14 protein-coding genes are annotated in these 14,269 nt (G+C 61.1%); 4 read left to right on the forward strand and 10 right to left on the reverse strand.

Translation table 11 applies throughout. The features are described 5' to 3' along the window. Nucleotides 1-78 precede the first annotated feature (78 nt). On the reverse strand, nucleotides 79-1,185 hold the full coding sequence (locus tag QP971_RS04700; protein ID WP_284810981.1) for a UDP-N-acetylmuramate dehydrogenase: 1,107 nt from the start codon (nucleotides 1,183-1,185) through the stop codon (nucleotides 79-81). A 24-nt stretch (nucleotides 1,186-1,209) separates the two neighbouring features. Here QP971_RS04700 and QP971_RS04705 point away from each other — a divergent pair, with 24 nt between their 5' ends. The 3 genes from QP971_RS04705 (at nucleotide 1,210) to QP971_RS04715 (ending at nucleotide 3,494) form a co-directional block, all read left to right on the forward strand. Continuing rightward, nucleotides 1,210-1,701, forward strand: a complete 492-nt coding sequence (locus tag QP971_RS04705) for a DUF2505 domain-containing protein (RefSeq protein ID WP_049377830.1) — start codon at nucleotides 1,210-1,212, stop codon at nucleotides 1,699-1,701. Nucleotides 1,702-1,721: 20 nt separating this feature from the next. Then, the gene (locus tag QP971_RS04710) at nucleotides 1,722-2,534 is read left to right on the forward strand and encodes a class I SAM-dependent methyltransferase (protein WP_284810982.1); all 813 of its coding nucleotides are present in this window, start codon (nucleotides 1,722-1,724) and stop codon (nucleotides 2,532-2,534) included. Between the two features lie 108 nt (nucleotides 2,535-2,642). Beyond that, on the forward strand, nucleotides 2,643-3,494 hold the full coding sequence (locus QP971_RS04715) for an LmeA family phospholipid-binding protein (protein WP_198492433.1): 852 nt from the start codon (nucleotides 2,643-2,645) through the stop codon (nucleotides 3,492-3,494). Here QP971_RS04715 and QP971_RS04720 read toward each other — a convergent pair. From QP971_RS04720 to QP971_RS04755, 8 genes are all read right to left on the reverse strand, one after another. Then, nucleotides 3,491-4,012: a beta/alpha barrel domain-containing protein gene (locus QP971_RS04720; protein WP_284810983.1), complete on the reverse strand. Its 522-nt coding sequence runs from the start codon at nucleotides 4,010-4,012 to the stop codon at nucleotides 3,491-3,493. The two genes, QP971_RS04715 and QP971_RS04720, sit on opposite strands and share 4 nt — an antisense overlap. Next, a complete protein-coding gene (locus QP971_RS04725) occupies nucleotides 4,012-4,302 on the reverse strand; it encodes a DUF2516 family protein (protein WP_284810984.1) in 291 nt (96 codons plus the stop codon). Before QP971_RS04725 ends, QP971_RS04720 begins: the two co-directional genes overlap by 1 nt. Before the next feature lie 5 nt (nucleotides 4,303-4,307). Further along, nucleotides 4,308-4,745, reverse strand: a complete 438-nt coding sequence (locus tag QP971_RS04730) for a CGLAU_01105 family protein (protein ID WP_284810985.1) — start codon at nucleotides 4,743-4,745, stop codon at nucleotides 4,308-4,310. 19 nt (nucleotides 4,746-4,764) lie between these two features. Continuing rightward, nucleotides 4,765-6,099: a DUF445 domain-containing protein gene (locus QP971_RS04735; protein ID WP_284810986.1), complete on the reverse strand. Its 1,335-nt coding sequence runs from the start codon at nucleotides 6,097-6,099 to the stop codon at nucleotides 4,765-4,767. 251 nt (nucleotides 6,100-6,350) lie between these two features. Next, nucleotides 6,351-6,725: a hypothetical protein gene (locus QP971_RS04740; RefSeq protein ID WP_049377823.1), complete on the reverse strand. Its 375-nt coding sequence runs from the start codon at nucleotides 6,723-6,725 to the stop codon at nucleotides 6,351-6,353. Between the two features lie 56 nt (nucleotides 6,726-6,781). After that, complete coding sequence (locus tag QP971_RS04745) at nucleotides 6,782-7,531, reverse strand: succinate dehydrogenase/fumarate reductase iron-sulfur subunit (protein WP_198492427.1); 750 nt, start codon at nucleotides 7,529-7,531, stop codon at nucleotides 6,782-6,784. After that, on the reverse strand, nucleotides 7,531-9,546 hold the full coding sequence (locus tag QP971_RS04750; protein ID WP_049377821.1) for a fumarate reductase/succinate dehydrogenase flavoprotein subunit: 2,016 nt from the start codon (nucleotides 9,544-9,546) through the stop codon (nucleotides 7,531-7,533). Before QP971_RS04750 ends, QP971_RS04745 begins: the two co-directional genes overlap by 1 nt. Nucleotides 9,547-9,561: 15 nt before the next feature. After that, complete coding sequence (locus QP971_RS04755) at nucleotides 9,562-10,317, reverse strand: succinate dehydrogenase cytochrome b subunit (RefSeq protein WP_225746055.1); 756 nt, start codon at nucleotides 10,315-10,317, stop codon at nucleotides 9,562-9,564. Between the two features lie 369 nt (nucleotides 10,318-10,686). Between QP971_RS04755 and ramB the strand changes: the two genes are divergently transcribed. Continuing rightward, nucleotides 10,687-12,096, forward strand: a complete 1,410-nt coding sequence (gene ramB, locus QP971_RS04760; protein ID WP_284787664.1) for an acetate metabolism transcriptional regulator RamB — start codon at nucleotides 10,687-10,689, stop codon at nucleotides 12,094-12,096. Between the two features lie 124 nt (nucleotides 12,097-12,220). On the opposite strand, the gene lpdA is transcribed toward ramB, so the two are convergent. Further along, a complete protein-coding gene (gene lpdA / locus QP971_RS04765; RefSeq protein WP_049377818.1) occupies nucleotides 12,221-13,633 on the reverse strand; it encodes a dihydrolipoyl dehydrogenase in 1,413 nt (470 codons plus the stop codon). Between the last annotated feature and the right edge of the window lie 636 nt (nucleotides 13,634-14,269).

Here is a 14,269-nt window from a genome sequence, read left to right on the forward strand (position 1 = left end):
ACCGTGTGGTTAAGGGCGCTATCGTGGCTGCTTTGGAGGTTTTAGGCCCTAGAGCCCGGAGCGAAAAGCAGTCGCGTGCTACTCGTCGAGGGCGAGGCCAATCCAGACGGGTTCGGGCACGAGTTCCACACCGAAGGTCTCATGGACGCCGTCGCGGATGGTGCGGGCGAGGTCCACGATATCGGCGGCCGTGGCCTCGCCGCGGTTGGTCAGCGCCAGCGTGTGCTTCGTCGAGAGCGTGGCCTGGCCGGAGCCCGGGTAGCCCTTGGCAAACCCGGCGCGGTCAATGAGCCAGGCGGCGGAGAGCTTTTCCCGGCCGGTCTCTGCAGAGGGGTGGCGGGGCATGGAGTCTGCGGTGGCGTCGCCAAGCGAGACACGGACCTTGGCCTGGACGGCGTCGGCAAGAGCGGAGTCCACCACCGGGTTGGTAAAGAAAGAGCCGGCGGACCAGGTGTCATGGTCGGTGGGGTCGAGCACCATGCCCTTGCCGCGGCGCAGCTTGAGGACCTGCTCGCGGACCTCGGCCACGGGGCGGCGCTCGCCCGGATTCTGGGTGAGCTGGCCAAAGCGCAGCGGGCGGGAAAGGCCCTCGGTATCGAGCTGCAGCTCCACCTCAAGGACCACGGCGCGGCCGGTGAATTTCAGGTTGGAATAGCGATACGCTAGCTCCAGATCGGAGGCGGGGACCCACTCATCGCTATCGGTGCGGCGGTTATAAAGGCGCACGCGGGTAAGGACCTCAGAGATCTCCGCGCCATAGGCACCCACATTCTGCACGGGGACCGCGCCCACGGTGCCGGGGATGCCGGAGAGGCACTCGATGCCACCCAGGCCGAGCTGCACGGAGCGAGCCACCACGTCATCCCAGACGGCGCCCGCCTGTGCGCGCACCATTCCGGTCTCGGTGTCCATAGAGACCTCGTCGAAGTCGAGGATGACCGCGACGAGATCCACTGCACCATCGGCCACCAAGAGGTTGGAGCCGCCGCCAACGACGATGAATTTCACTTCGGCGTGATCAAGGGCACGCACCACGGCGACGGCAGCGTCTGGCTGCGAACAGCGCAGTGCGGCCTGCGGTTTTCCGCCCACACGCAGCGTAGTCAGGTCCGCGAAGGTGGCGGCGGGGTCCAGTTCTACCCCGTCGATCTCTGTGAGCTGTTGCGTCAAAGATTTATCAAGCACGCCTACCAAGGTAGTCTGTTAGGCATGTCAACCCGTAGTGAAAACACCGTAACCATCAATCAGCCCATCGAAAAGGTTCACAAGGCGCTGCTCACCAAGGAATACTGGGAGTACATCGTGGCCAACCTCTCCCCTGAGGCAGGCCAGGTGCACGACTTCAGCGATAACGTAGCCACCCTCTTCGAGGTTCTGCCGACCACCCTGCTGCCAGAGGCAGTGCGCGCCATGGTCTCCCAGGACCTGAAGGTCAAGCGCGTGGTTACCGTGGGCGAGCTCAGCGGCGAGGCTGCTGACGTTAACTACACCGCGGATGTCAAGGGCACCCCGGTTGATTTCAAGGGTGATATCTCCCTGGCTGGCGAGGGCGAGATGACCAAGCTGTCCTACGTCAACGAGATTTCCGTCAATATCCCGATGATGGGCGCCGCCATCGAGCCGAAGGTGGGCGAGTCCCTGGGCGAGCTCTTCGATAACGAGGGCAAGCTGACCGAACAGTGGATCTCTGAGAACGCCTAAGTTCTACAGAACCGAAATTTATGGCCGACCACGCACATAATCTGCGCGCTAGCGCAGCTGCGGGTCGGCCTTTTGGCGTTATCACCCGCGGCACCACCAACCACAACCGGCTGCGGCGCTGCGATAGGTGGATGCTCGCGCACCCGGAGATTTCCGCGCTGCTGCGGCATGTAGATACCCCGCTGGCGCTCGACGTGGGCTACGGGGCCTCGCACGCCACCACCGTGGAGTGGGCAGGGTGGCTGCGCCGGGCAAATCCGCAGGTAGACGTGCGCGGGTTGGAAATCCACCCGGACCGGGTGCTGCCGCCGCGCGATGGCGTGCGCTTCGAGCTGGGCGGTTTTGAGCTGGCCGGCTACCGGCCGCAGCTGGTGCGCGCGTTTAATGTGCTGCGCCAGTATGACGTGGACCAGGTGGAGGAGGCCTGGCAGACGGTGTGTTCCCGCCTTGCCCCGGGCGGCTTCTTTGTGGAGGGCACCTGCGATGAGCTCGGCCGGCGCGCGGCCTGGTTGCTGCTCGATGCCCATGGTCCGCGGACCCTCACCCTGGCGTGGGACCCGTTTGATGTGGCGCGCCCTTCCGATATTGCCGAGCGCCTGCCCAAAATCCTCATCCACCGCAACGTGCCCGGCGAGCCCATCCACGAACTGCTTCAGGCCACCGACGAGGCTTGGGATCGGGCTGCCGGCTGGGCGCCCTACGGTCCGCGCGTGCGCTGGCGTAGGGCACGCGCCATGCTTGCCGACGCCCCCTTTAACATCCACCCCGTCCGCCGGCGCCTGCGCGATAATGTGCTCACCGTGGACTGGGAGTCTGTCGCGCCACGGGACTAAACGCGCCGCGCGCTGATGGCAGCTGGGGAGCTGTGAAGTGCCTAGCAATGTGCCCGAAGGCTCCCGCAGACTTTGCCCCGCGCCGTCTCATGCGCCACACTGGTACGCATGGCTTCGAAGAGATCGGCGGGTTCACTCGCCTGGAAAATCATCATTGGCATCCTTGTAGCACTGCTCGTGCTCATCCTCTTGGCCGAGTTCGGCCTGCGCTGGTTCATCGGTCACCAGATGACCTCGCAATTCAACGAGGCCGCGGAGCAAGAGGGAATCCAGGTCAAAGAAGATCCCTCCGTCAGCTTTGGCGGCAGCCCACTGCTCGTAGGGCTGTTCAAGGGCTCCATTTCCCAAATGGATATGACCACGCCGTCCACCCTGCAAATCGACGGCACCGAGATCAAGGGCCAACCTGCCTCCGAGATCCACGTGGAAGATATGAGCACCGACCAGGAGAATCCGGTAGCCGGCAAGCTACGCGCTTCTACCACCGTGCCGGATGACTACCTGCTGGCATCCTTCCAGAAGGGCATTTCCGAGCAGGCAGGCAGCGAGAAGATAGGCAATATGGTGGTCACGGAGATCACCGCCAATGAGCAAGACCACGTGCTGGACGTGAAGTTTGCCGGCGGCCTAGCCAACCTTTCGCTAGAGCCCACCGCCCACGATGGAAAGCTGGATATCCGCGCTACCGAGGCCTCCATCTTTGGCCTTGAGCTGCCGGACCAGGCCACCGAAGCCATCTCCTCCGCACTGCAAAACGGCATGTCGGATCAATTCGTGGGCTCGGACATGAACGTCGATTCCGTAGAGGTGCTCGATGGCGAGCTCAAGCTCACCATCACCGGCACCGATGTTCCGATGAATGACATGGATAAGCTGGCCGGCGGCGGTGACTCCGCGGGCCAGGGCGGGGCCACTGGCAATGGCACGCCGCAGCAGGACGCGCAGGAGAAAGCCGCCTAAACCGCAGCGGCGGGAAATTCGAGGACCGGAAGCTTGGCAGCGGCCAACGCCGGTCCTTTTTTCATCTCCTCTTCCCCGGCACCGGATTCCTCGTTGTCCACGGCGGCAGAACTGCGCACAATGAGACGCTGATAACCGGCCTGCTGTGCAGCCGTAACCGCGGCAGCTGCGGCATCGGCCGCATCTGCGCCCACAGCCCCCGGCACGATGAGGCCCAAGCGGGCCGGATCCGGGCAGGCCTCGCGGATGGCAATGAGCTCGGAGAGCACGGCATTGGCATCCGTTAAGGTCTCATCGAGGCTGACCCATACCTCGCTGGCGCCCGATTGGATGGCCAGGCGCGCCTCGGAGGCCTTGATGAGAGTATGGTGGCGGCCGGTAGGATACCCCGCGACAGAAATAATATCGGCCGCGCCCGCGCCTGCGGCAAGGGAAACATGGTGCGGGGAGACAAGGACGGTGTTATCGGCGGCGCGCTCCTTGACCGTCGCGGCCGGGGCGTCAAGCAAATTAAGCATTAGTAGCTGTAGTCGCCGTTGATAATGGCCTTGAGCTGCGGGCGCACATCAAACCAGTACACGCCGGTAATGACCGCGCCGATCCAAGACAGAAAAGCCAAGCCGGTGGTCATCGCTACTGCGGAGCCGGCCAGCAGGCCTACCCATACCCACTTACCTTGACGGTCGCCGGCTCGGAAGGCATCCTCGCGCGTGGTGGCGGCGAGGATCGCGCCGATGATGGCGGTCAGGGCGAGGATGCGCAAAATATAGGCATCCAAGGAGTACGCAATTTCCAAAAGTAAATACATGCAGGTTAATTCTGTGGGTCGTCGGTGTCGATTACTTCGCCATCGATAATATTATCGCCCTGCGAAGGAGCCGAATCCTGGCCAGGGCGCGCCGCATTCTTCTTTTCCGCGCGGCGGGCCTGAGCGGAATTATAGGCATCCATGACACCCTCGCGGGTCTCGTTATAGGCGGTGGAGAACTTGCCCTTAGCGACGTCGAAAGCAGCGGACTCACGGGTGCCATCGGCGGCCTTCTTCACAGTGGCACCGAACTCCTTCGCGGTGGCAGTGGCCTTATCCACCAGGCCCTCCTTGCCGGAGGCGCCATAGGGGCTTTTGGCCGCAGCGCCTTGAGCGTGCTGGGCGCGCTCCTCCTGCAGGCGGCCGCCGAAGTCCTTGGCTACGTCAAAGGCAGCGCTGCCAGCATCCTTCAGGGAATCAAAAATCTTCTTATTATCGCGCATTGTTCATTACTCCTTTTGTCTAAGCGCCAAAGATAAGGTGATTGACTGCGAATATCACCAATCCTGCCAGGGAACCGACGACGGTGCCGTTCAAACGAATAAATTGCAGGTCCTTGCCTACCATGAGCTCGATATTTTGGGAGGCTTCCTCCGCATCCCAGCGCTTGATGGTCTCAGGGATAATCGCAATGATTTCCGGGGCGAATTTCTCCACCGCGTAGCGTGCGGCTTTGTCCACGAGCGCATTGGCCTGGGCTAAAAATTCGGAGTCTTCGAGCAGGCGGTGCGCCAGCTCCTTGACCTTGGCCGTAATCTTTTGGCGCAGGAAGGACTCCGAGTCATTGAGCTGGTCAATGAGCGTGGTGGAGACCGTGCGCCACATGGCCGCGGGTGCCTGCTGTGCTTGGTCAGAGGCGAGCATCTCTTGCTTGATGCCCTCGATGCGCCCGCGCATGTCCTCATCCCATTGCAGATCGGAGGCCAGCTTGGACAGGTTGCGGCGAATGGCTAGGCGGGCCTCGTGGTTGCCGTTGCGGCGGACCTCATCGGCGAATTCTACGAGCTCGGTATAGACCTTCTCCCCCACCATCTCGCGGGCAAAGCGCGGCGCCCAGCCGGGCATGCGCTCATCGATGGCGGTGACCACGGTGGACTCCATGCTGAGAATCTTGCCGTGTGCCCAGTCGATGAGGTCATCCTCTAGGGGGCGTGCCTTGCCATCTGCAATATAGCCCTCCAGCAACCTGCCCAACGGCGGGCCCCACTCCGGCTCGGCTAGGCGGTCCATTACCTGGGTGCGGATGAAGTGCTCTGCCTCCGCAGGATCCAAATCCGACACCACGCTGGCCGCACGCTCACCAATCCACGCGGAGACCTCCTCCGCCTTGCCTGGCTCTACCCCCTGGCGCGCCAGCCACAATGGCAGCTCCGCCTCGCGAACCTTGGCGCTCAGCGCATCCGCGGTGAGGAAGTTTTCCTCCACGAAGTCACTCAGGGCATCGCCCACGCGGTCCTTATTATTCGGGATCAGTGCCGTATGCGGAATGGGCAGTCCCATCGGCCGGCGAAATAGCGCGGTCACCGCAAACCAGTCTGCCAAGCCACCCACCATGCCGGCCTCCGCCGCTGCACGCACGTAGCCCACCCACACTGGAGCCCCGCTTTCCGACGCCTGCCACCACGAACATCCCAAAAAGATCACCGCCGCACCAATCAGGAACGACAGCGCAATCGCCTTCCATCGGCGCAGGTCCGCACGCCGAGCCTCCTGATTGCCAGCCTGCGGCACGGGAGCAGCACCCGACGATGCCGTTACCGTAGCCGTTTCGAGGCCTTCCTCCGCGCGGTGCGTCATGAGTTCTCCTTGAGATTGTGAAGGTGTATTTCAGCTTCGTTCTATAACACTAGTGCCCACCACGGACATGCAGGGTTGTTGCCGTCATTCCAGCGACTTGTTGAATCGTTACCACGTGCTAGCGTCAGCGTCGTTTAGATGGTGAGAGATCACGCAACCCCCGTCTCCTGCACGGTGAACATGCTAATGGAGGCGGGGGTGACGTCGAGTCAGTACAGAAACTTAGGCAATGCCTGGATTAGGCAAGCACCTTAGTTAACTCGGCCGGTTTCCTTGCGGTACTTGCGGTAGTAGCGGCGGCCGTAGTGGACGGTGCCTACTGCGGCGATGGCCACAATGACTAGGGCGATGATGCCGATGATCATGGTCAGGGTGTAGTCACCCTCGCCTGCGGTGCCCAGCGGGGTATCCCACACGCCAAGGCCCCAAATGATGATGCCGGCAGCCGGGAGACAAGACAGGATCAGACCCATGCCCACCCAGGTGGAGGTGCGCAGGAGGGAAGAGTGAGGAGCACCGAAGGATACTGGATCGTAGCCTTCAATGTAGGTGTCCTGAATCTTGCCGGAGAACTCCGGGTAGGTCTCGCTGGCGTAGTCAGCGACTGCGTGGGTGTTATCGCTCATGGCGGAGTCTTTCTGTCTTTCTCTCGTTCCTAGTATTCCTACGGAATAACCTTAGCTTAGTCGTCCTTGCCACGGAAAGCAGCACGTGCACGTTCGCGGGTAACCGCGGAAACCGCGGTCAGCGGAACGCCGGCCGGGCAGACATCGGCGCACTCACCGTAGAGGGAGCAGTGGCCGAAGTTGGCTTCCAGGTCATCAACCATGTTGCGGGCACGGCGGCCACGCTCTTCCTTGCCCAACGGCATGAGGGAGAGGTGCACCAGCTTTGCGCCGGTAAACAGGTGAGCCGCACCGTTCGGGCAGGCAGCAACGCAGGCACCGCAGCCAATGCAGGCAGCGTGGTCCAGCGAGTACTCGGAGGTCTCGTGGTTGATGTGCATGGTATCCGCATCCGGAGCGGTACCAGCATCCATGGAGACGTAGCCGCCCTGTTCCATCACGTGATCCAGAGCCGCGCGGTCCACGATCATGTCCTTAATGACCGGGTAGGCAGCGGAACGGAACGGCTCCAACTTGATCGTGTCACCATCGGTGAAATTGAACAGGCGCTGCTGGCAGGCCGGGGTGTTCTGGCCAGGGCCGTGCGGGCGGCCATTGACGGTCAGGCCGCAGGTACCACAGATGCCCTCACGGCAGTCGGAAGCGAAGGCGAAAGGCTCTTCGCCGCGCTCAATGTAGCCCTCGTTGACGTGGTCCAACAGCTCCAGGATGGACATCTGCTCAGAAGCGTCATCCACCTGGACGGTCTCGAAGTGGCCTTCTTGGGTCGGTCCGGCTTGACGCCAGATCTCAAGTGTCAGTTTCATTACTTGTAGTTCCTTGTCATCAGCGGGATCGAATCAAAGTACAGCGGCTCGGCGTGGCGGATGAACTCGTTCTTATTAGCGCCCGGCTCCCATGCGGAAACAAAGCACCAGTTCTCATCGTCGCGTTCTGCCTCGCCGTCTTCGGTCAGGTGGTCCTCACGGAAGTGGGCGCCACAGGACTCATCGCGGTCCAAAGCGTCGACACACATGAGCTCGCCCAAGTCCAGGTAGTCGGCAACGCGCAGGCCGTACTCCAGCACCTGGTTCATGTCGTTAGCCTCACCCGGAATGCGGACATTAGCCCAGAAGTCCTCGCGCAATGCGCGAACCTTGTCGATGGCGACCTTGAGATCCTCGACATTACGGGACACACCGCAACCCCAGTAGAGGATATCGCCCAGCTTGCGGTGGTAGTAGGCCGGACCGTGCGGGTCCTCGCCACGCACGCCCATCAGGCGGTCAATACGCTCCTGTGCCTGTGCCACTGCAGCCTGTGCTTCCTGGGAGTCCTCAGCAAGCTTCTCCTCACCAAGGTGATCAGCCAAGTAGTTCGGGATGGTAAACGGCAGGGTGAACCAGCCATCCACAGAAGCCGACAGCAGGGAGTTAGCACCCAGACGGTTTGCACCGTGATAGGTCCAGGAGCACTCGCCGGCGGCAAAGAGGCCGTCGATAGCGGTCATCTCGTTGAAATCGGTCCACAGGCCGCCCATGGTGAAGTGACAAGTCGGAGCGATGCGCATCGGGGTCTCATAAGCGGATTCGCCAATGGCCTCTTCGTACATCTCAATGAGGTTGGAGTAACGCTCGCGGATCTTATCCTTGCCCAGACGCTCAATGGCGTCACGGAAGTCTAGGTACACCGAGTTGTGCAGCGGTCCAACGCCCAGGCCCTTGTTGATCTGCTGGGAGATGGCGCGGGAAGCAACGTCACGCGGGACCAAGTTGCCGAAGGCCGGGTAGCGGCGCTCCAAGAAGTAGTCGCGCTCGTCTTCCGGAATCTCATTAGCCGGGCGGTCATCTTCCGGCTTAATCGGAGACCAGATACGGCCATCGTTACGCAGGGACTCCGACATCAGGATGGTCTTGGACTGCCAATCGGAGTTGACCGGAAGACCCGTTGGGTGGAACTGGATGAATGCCGGGGAAGCCAGGTACGCGCCGTTTTCATACGCACGCATCATGCCGCCAGCATTGGAGTTCTTAGCCAACGTGGACATGTGGAACACGTTGCCGTAGCCGCCGGTACCCAGGATGACGGCGTGACCGGTGAAGGCGGTGAGCTCACCGTTAATCAGGTTGCGGGTGACAATGCCGCCCGCCCGCTTCTTACCGCCATCGTTATAGGTGATGATTTCCTGCAGGTCGTGGTGAGCGAAAAGCTCCACATTGCCCAAGCCGATCTGGCGGTAAAGCGCAGAAGTGGTGGACAGCTGCAGCTGCTGGCCTGTTTGGCCACGCGTGTAGTAGGTACGGGAGACCTGCACACCACCGAAGGAACGGGTAGCCAAGGTGCCGCCGTACTCGCGGGCGAATGGGGCACCAATGGCGTTCATGTGGTCAATCACGCGCACGGACTCGTTAGCCAAGCGCCAGCAATCGGACTCGCGGCAGCGGTAGTCGCCGCCCTTCACGGTGTCCTTGGTGTGGCGGTAGGTGGAGTCATTGTCCACCTTCTTGGCACGGGAGGAGTTAACACCACCCTGTGCGGCGACGGAGTGCGCACGACGCGGGGAGTCATGGAAGGTGAAGACCTTCACCTTGTAGCCCAGCTCGCCCAATGCGGCCGCGGCGGAACCGGCGGACAGGCCGGTACCAACCACGAGAACCTCAAACTTGCGGCGGTTCAGCGGGGATACCAGCTGCATGTGGTCCTTTTGGTGGGACCACATATCCTTCATCGGCACGCCGTGCGGCTCTTTAGATTCGAGGATCTTGCCGGCGGTGACGCCCGGAACAATGGACTGTGGGTGCGAGAAATTTGGGTGCTCGCGCTTGAGTTCAGTATTAGTCATGGGTTTCTAACTCCTTTAGCTGACCAAGCCCAGGGCAACGGACAAAGGCATAACGATGTTGCCGATGCAGACAACGGCCGGGATGACGTACGCCAGGATCAGGAAGGTCTGACGCCACTTCGCACCGGTGATACCCAGGTCAGAGGCGGCAAGGCGAATGCCGTGGGTGAGGTGCAGAAACAGGAAGCACATGGCAATCACGTACACGATGGTGACCGGCCAGCGGCTGAAGGTAGCAATCATGTTGGCCTTCACCGCACCCTCTGCGAAGTCACCTGGGGCGATGGGCTGTACGCCCATGGTCAGGTCCAGCAGGTGGAAGATGATGAACAGCAACAAGACGATGCCGGAGACCAGCATGGTCTTGGTGGCGAAGGAATCTAGGCCACCCATGAGGTTGCTGCGGCGGAACTTGCCGCGGGATGCCTTGGAGCGGGCAGTCAGAGCGATCGCGCCGTAGATATGGGCGATGATGGCAACCAGCAGGACGGCGCGGATGATCCACAGTGCGCCCTCATGCGGGAACAACGGCTCGCCCATGGAGCGCAGGAATGCACCGTATTCATCCAGCGCCTCTTCGCCGCCGTGCGCCGGCAAGTACAACTTCAGGTTGCCGGCCATGTGGCCAACAACGAAGAGGGCGAAAAGCAGGCCTGTGACGGCCATGATGAGCTTCAGAACCCAGGAGGGCACTCCCGGCTTCTGACGGATTGGTTCGTTAGTAATGTGGCCGTGAGCTACTGCCTCACGGTCGGGATTTCTTAAAGTCATGACACCTCCATTGTCGTCCTCACCTTAACCGGGCTTAACCGCTGGTTACCAGTCAATTCCGGCGGTGTTTCACCTAACGGTACGGCGGTACGGTTAAAGTCAGAATTCTTTTAGGTAAGGGTTGCCTTAAAAGCCTCGGGGCAAAACGTCACTACCTTGGCTGCTCGGAATTCCGCAATATTGACGTTGCGTAATTTCCTCCGCAATTGTGAACTTGGTCACTCGGTGTTACTAGAGTGACTGCCTTACCCCTTTATGCGTCAAACTTTCGCATGAAACCCACATGCAGCCCACAGGGAGGTGAACATTCTTTGCAAGATCTTTGCGATTAGGGTGCACACCCGCAGGCCAGCCAGTAACCTTGCCGGCATGAGTAAGACGTATGTGGGATCCCGCCTTCGCCAACTTCGCCGTGAGCGCGATCTCAGTCAGGCTTCCCTTGCTGCGACGCTGGGGCTCTCCGCCAGCTACGTCAATCAGATCGAGCACGACGTCCGGCCGCTCACCGTCCCGGTGCTCCTGCGCATCACGGAGGTCTTCGGCGTCGATGCCACCTTCTTCTCCCGTGATGACGACTCCCGCCTTCTTGCCGAGATCCAGGACGTCATCCAGGACAAGGAGCTCTGCCCCTCCCCTGTCGAGCTGCAGGAGCTCTCCGAGCTGGTCTATAACCACCCCACCGTGGCTCGCACGCTGGTAGACGTCCACCGTCGCTACCGCAATGTGCGCGATAAGCTCTCACTGGCCACCGATGCCCGCCGCACCACCGAGGCCACCCAGGCCCTATCCATGCCGCACGACGAGGTGCGCGATTTCTTCTACGCTCGCCAAAACTACTTGGACAACCTGGACCACCATGCAGAGCAGCTTGCCGACGCCCTCTCGGTCACCCACTTCGGCATTCGCGACACCGAACACGCCCTGGCCCAGCGCCTGCGCGATCGCCACAACGTAGATATCCACATCACTTCCCAGATGGATGGCACGCTACACAGCTTTAACCGCGAGACCGGCGAGTTCCGGCTCGCGTCGCGCCTGAGCGAAGGCCAGCGCGCCTTCCGCATGGCCGCGGAGCTGAGCTTCCTCGAGGCCGGGGAGGACATCGCCGCCCTAGTGGGGGAAGAGCCGTTTACCTCGGATGCTTCGCGCAACCTCGCACAGCGCGGCTTGGCCAGCTACTTCGCCGCCGCCACCGTGATGCCCTATGCACTGATGCATTCCGAAGCCGAGCGCTCCGGCTACGACGTAGAATACCTCTGCCAGGTCTTCGGCGTGGGCTATGAATCCGTGGCCTCCCGCCTGTCCACCCTGCAGCGCGATAACCTGCGCGGCATTCCTTTTACTTTTGTCCGCGTCGACCGCGCAGGCAATATGTCCAAGCGCCAATCCGCCACCGGCGTGCACTTTTCCAATAACGGCGGCACCTGTCCGCTGTGGAATGTCTACGAGACCTTCACCCAGCCCGGCATTATCTCCCGCCAGCTGGCGCAGATGCCCGATGGCCGCAATTACCTGTGGATCTCCCGCGCCGTCCAGCACCACCAGGGTCGCTTTGGCGATACCAATAAGCTCTTCGCCATTGGCCTAGGCTGCGAGGCTCGCCACGCTGACCGCACCGTCTACGCAGAGGGTCTCGACCTCAAAGATCTCTCTTCTGCTACCCCTATCGGCTCCGGTTGCCGCACTTGCCCGCGCGAAAATTGCGCGCAACGCGCCTTCCCGCCCATTAATGAAGTCATCAACGTCGACGCCCACCGATCCGCCGTGGCACCGTACTAACGCTTCCACCCCGGTAGAATGCACATAAAAGAGCGGCACCGCGGCCCGCCCCCCTCCAACGAGGGGCGAACGCTGCGGTGCCGCTGGCGTCGCACTCAAAGGCGACGTCGGCAAGCAGCCCTGCTTAGAGGTTAATCATGTGGCCGCCAATACCCTCGGCAGCTTCCTTCATGGCCTCAGAGAGGGTCGGGTGGGTGTGAACGTTGCGGCCGATTTCCTCAGCGGTGAGGTCGAAGCGCTGCGCCAGGGTCAGCTCCGGCAGCAGCTCGGAAACGTTGGAGCCCACCATGTGGCCGCCGATGAGCTCGCCGTACTCGCCGTCCGCGATGAGCTTGACAAAGCCCGCGGTCTCATTGAGGCCAGCAGCCTTGCCGTTAGCGGAGAACGGGAAGGTAGCGACCTTAATGTCGCGGTCCGCGAACTTCTCCTTGGCAGCCTCTTCGGTGTAGCCGAAGGAAGCGACCTGCGGGTTGCAGAAGGTAGCGCGCGGCATATTCATGTAGTCGCCCAAAAGCTGGGTCTCCACGCCGGCGATGGTCTCTGCAGCCACAACGCCCTGGGCCTCAGCAACGTGGGCGAGCTGCAGCTTCGCGGTGACGTCACCGATGGCGTAGATATGGTCGACGTTGGTACGCATGGTGTCATCGATGGCAATAGCGCCGCGCTCGGTGAGCTCAACGCCGGTGTTCTCCAGGCCGAAGCCCTCGGTGCGCGGGGCGAAGCCGATGGAGATCATGGCACGGTCCACGGTGAGAGTGTCCTGCTTGGAGCCGTCCTTGGACTCCACCTCAACGGTGACATTATCGCCGTTGTCCTTCACGGAGGTGGTCTTGTAGCCGGTCAGCAGCTTGACGCCGAGCTTCTTGTACTCCTTGGCAATGGCCTTGGAGACGTCCTTGTCCTCGTTCGGCAGGACGCGGTCCATGAACTCCACGATGGTAACGTCCACGCCGTAGTTGGCCAGAACATAAGCAAATTCCATGCCGATGGCGCCGGCGCCTACGATGACCATGGACTTCGGGGCCTCATCGTTGAGGATCTGCTCCTCGTAGGACACGATATTGCCGCCGAGCTCTACGCCCGGCAGGGACTTGACCACGGAGCCGGTAGCGATGATGCAGTCATCGAAGGTGACGGTCTTACCCTTGTCATCACCATCGGTGATTTCGATGGTCTTATCGTCCTTGAAGGAGCCAAGGCCGTTGATCTCGGTGATCTTGTTCTTCTTCATCAGGTAATGGACACCCTTGACGATGCCCGCGGAAACCTTGCGGGAACGCTTGTGGGCAACACCGAAGTCGAAGGAGACATCGCCGGAAATGCCGAAGTCCTTAGCCTCGTGGTTGAAGGTGTGGGCAACCTCAGCGTTCTTCAGCAGCGCCTTGGAAGGGATGCAGCCTACGTTGAGGCAGACACCGCCCCAGTACTGCTTCTCGATTACGGCAACTTTCTTACCAAGCTGAGCTGCACGGATGGCGGCCACGTAGCCGCCAGGGCCCGCGCCGAGTACTACTACGTCATAATGTTCATTAGTCACGCCCTTTAGGATACGTAACTTTGCCCTCCATGTCGCGCATTGGGTCACACTCTTGTGCCCGAGTCCCCCACGCTTCGGGGGTAAAACGTACAAAGGCCCTGCACGGTGGCGTCGGCAAGCGCGCGACGCCCCCACGCAGGGCTATGGGCTCGGTGTTTTAGAACAGGCCGAGAGCCAATGCGGCGGCGGAGGACATGGAGGAACCCATGTGCAGGAACTGGCCCAGAACTTCATTGATGGATACGAGGATGGAATCGAAAACGTTCATTATGCTTCTTTCTGTGTTTTTACTTGCCTAGAGCGAGGGATGGGCCCGCAGTTGGGACCGCATTATTCACACGTTTAGAACTAACGGGAATTATAGCGCTGCCGTTACATGAGCGCTGCGTTCGAAATTATGACACACAAACCACATGCGCCACAGGTTTTGCTACATTAAAAGGGCTATTAAGGCATAGAGTCTTGCTAACACTCCCGCTGTGCGCCCTATCTTCGCCAAGGTAAAACGCCTTCGCGGAGCCGAATCATCGTACTGGTGCTACTATACGCATTGACCCGAAAGCCGCTGGTCCGCCCCAGGTAAGGACTTCGCCAAAAGCAGGGGGCCGAAGCTGGACGACATGCAGCGACGAGGTA

Origin of the sequence: Corynebacterium marquesiae, assembly GCF_030229635.1 — a bacterium.
In the GTDB taxonomy this organism is placed as follows: domain Bacteria; phylum Actinomycetota; class Actinomycetes; order Mycobacteriales; family Mycobacteriaceae; genus Corynebacterium; species Corynebacterium marquesiae.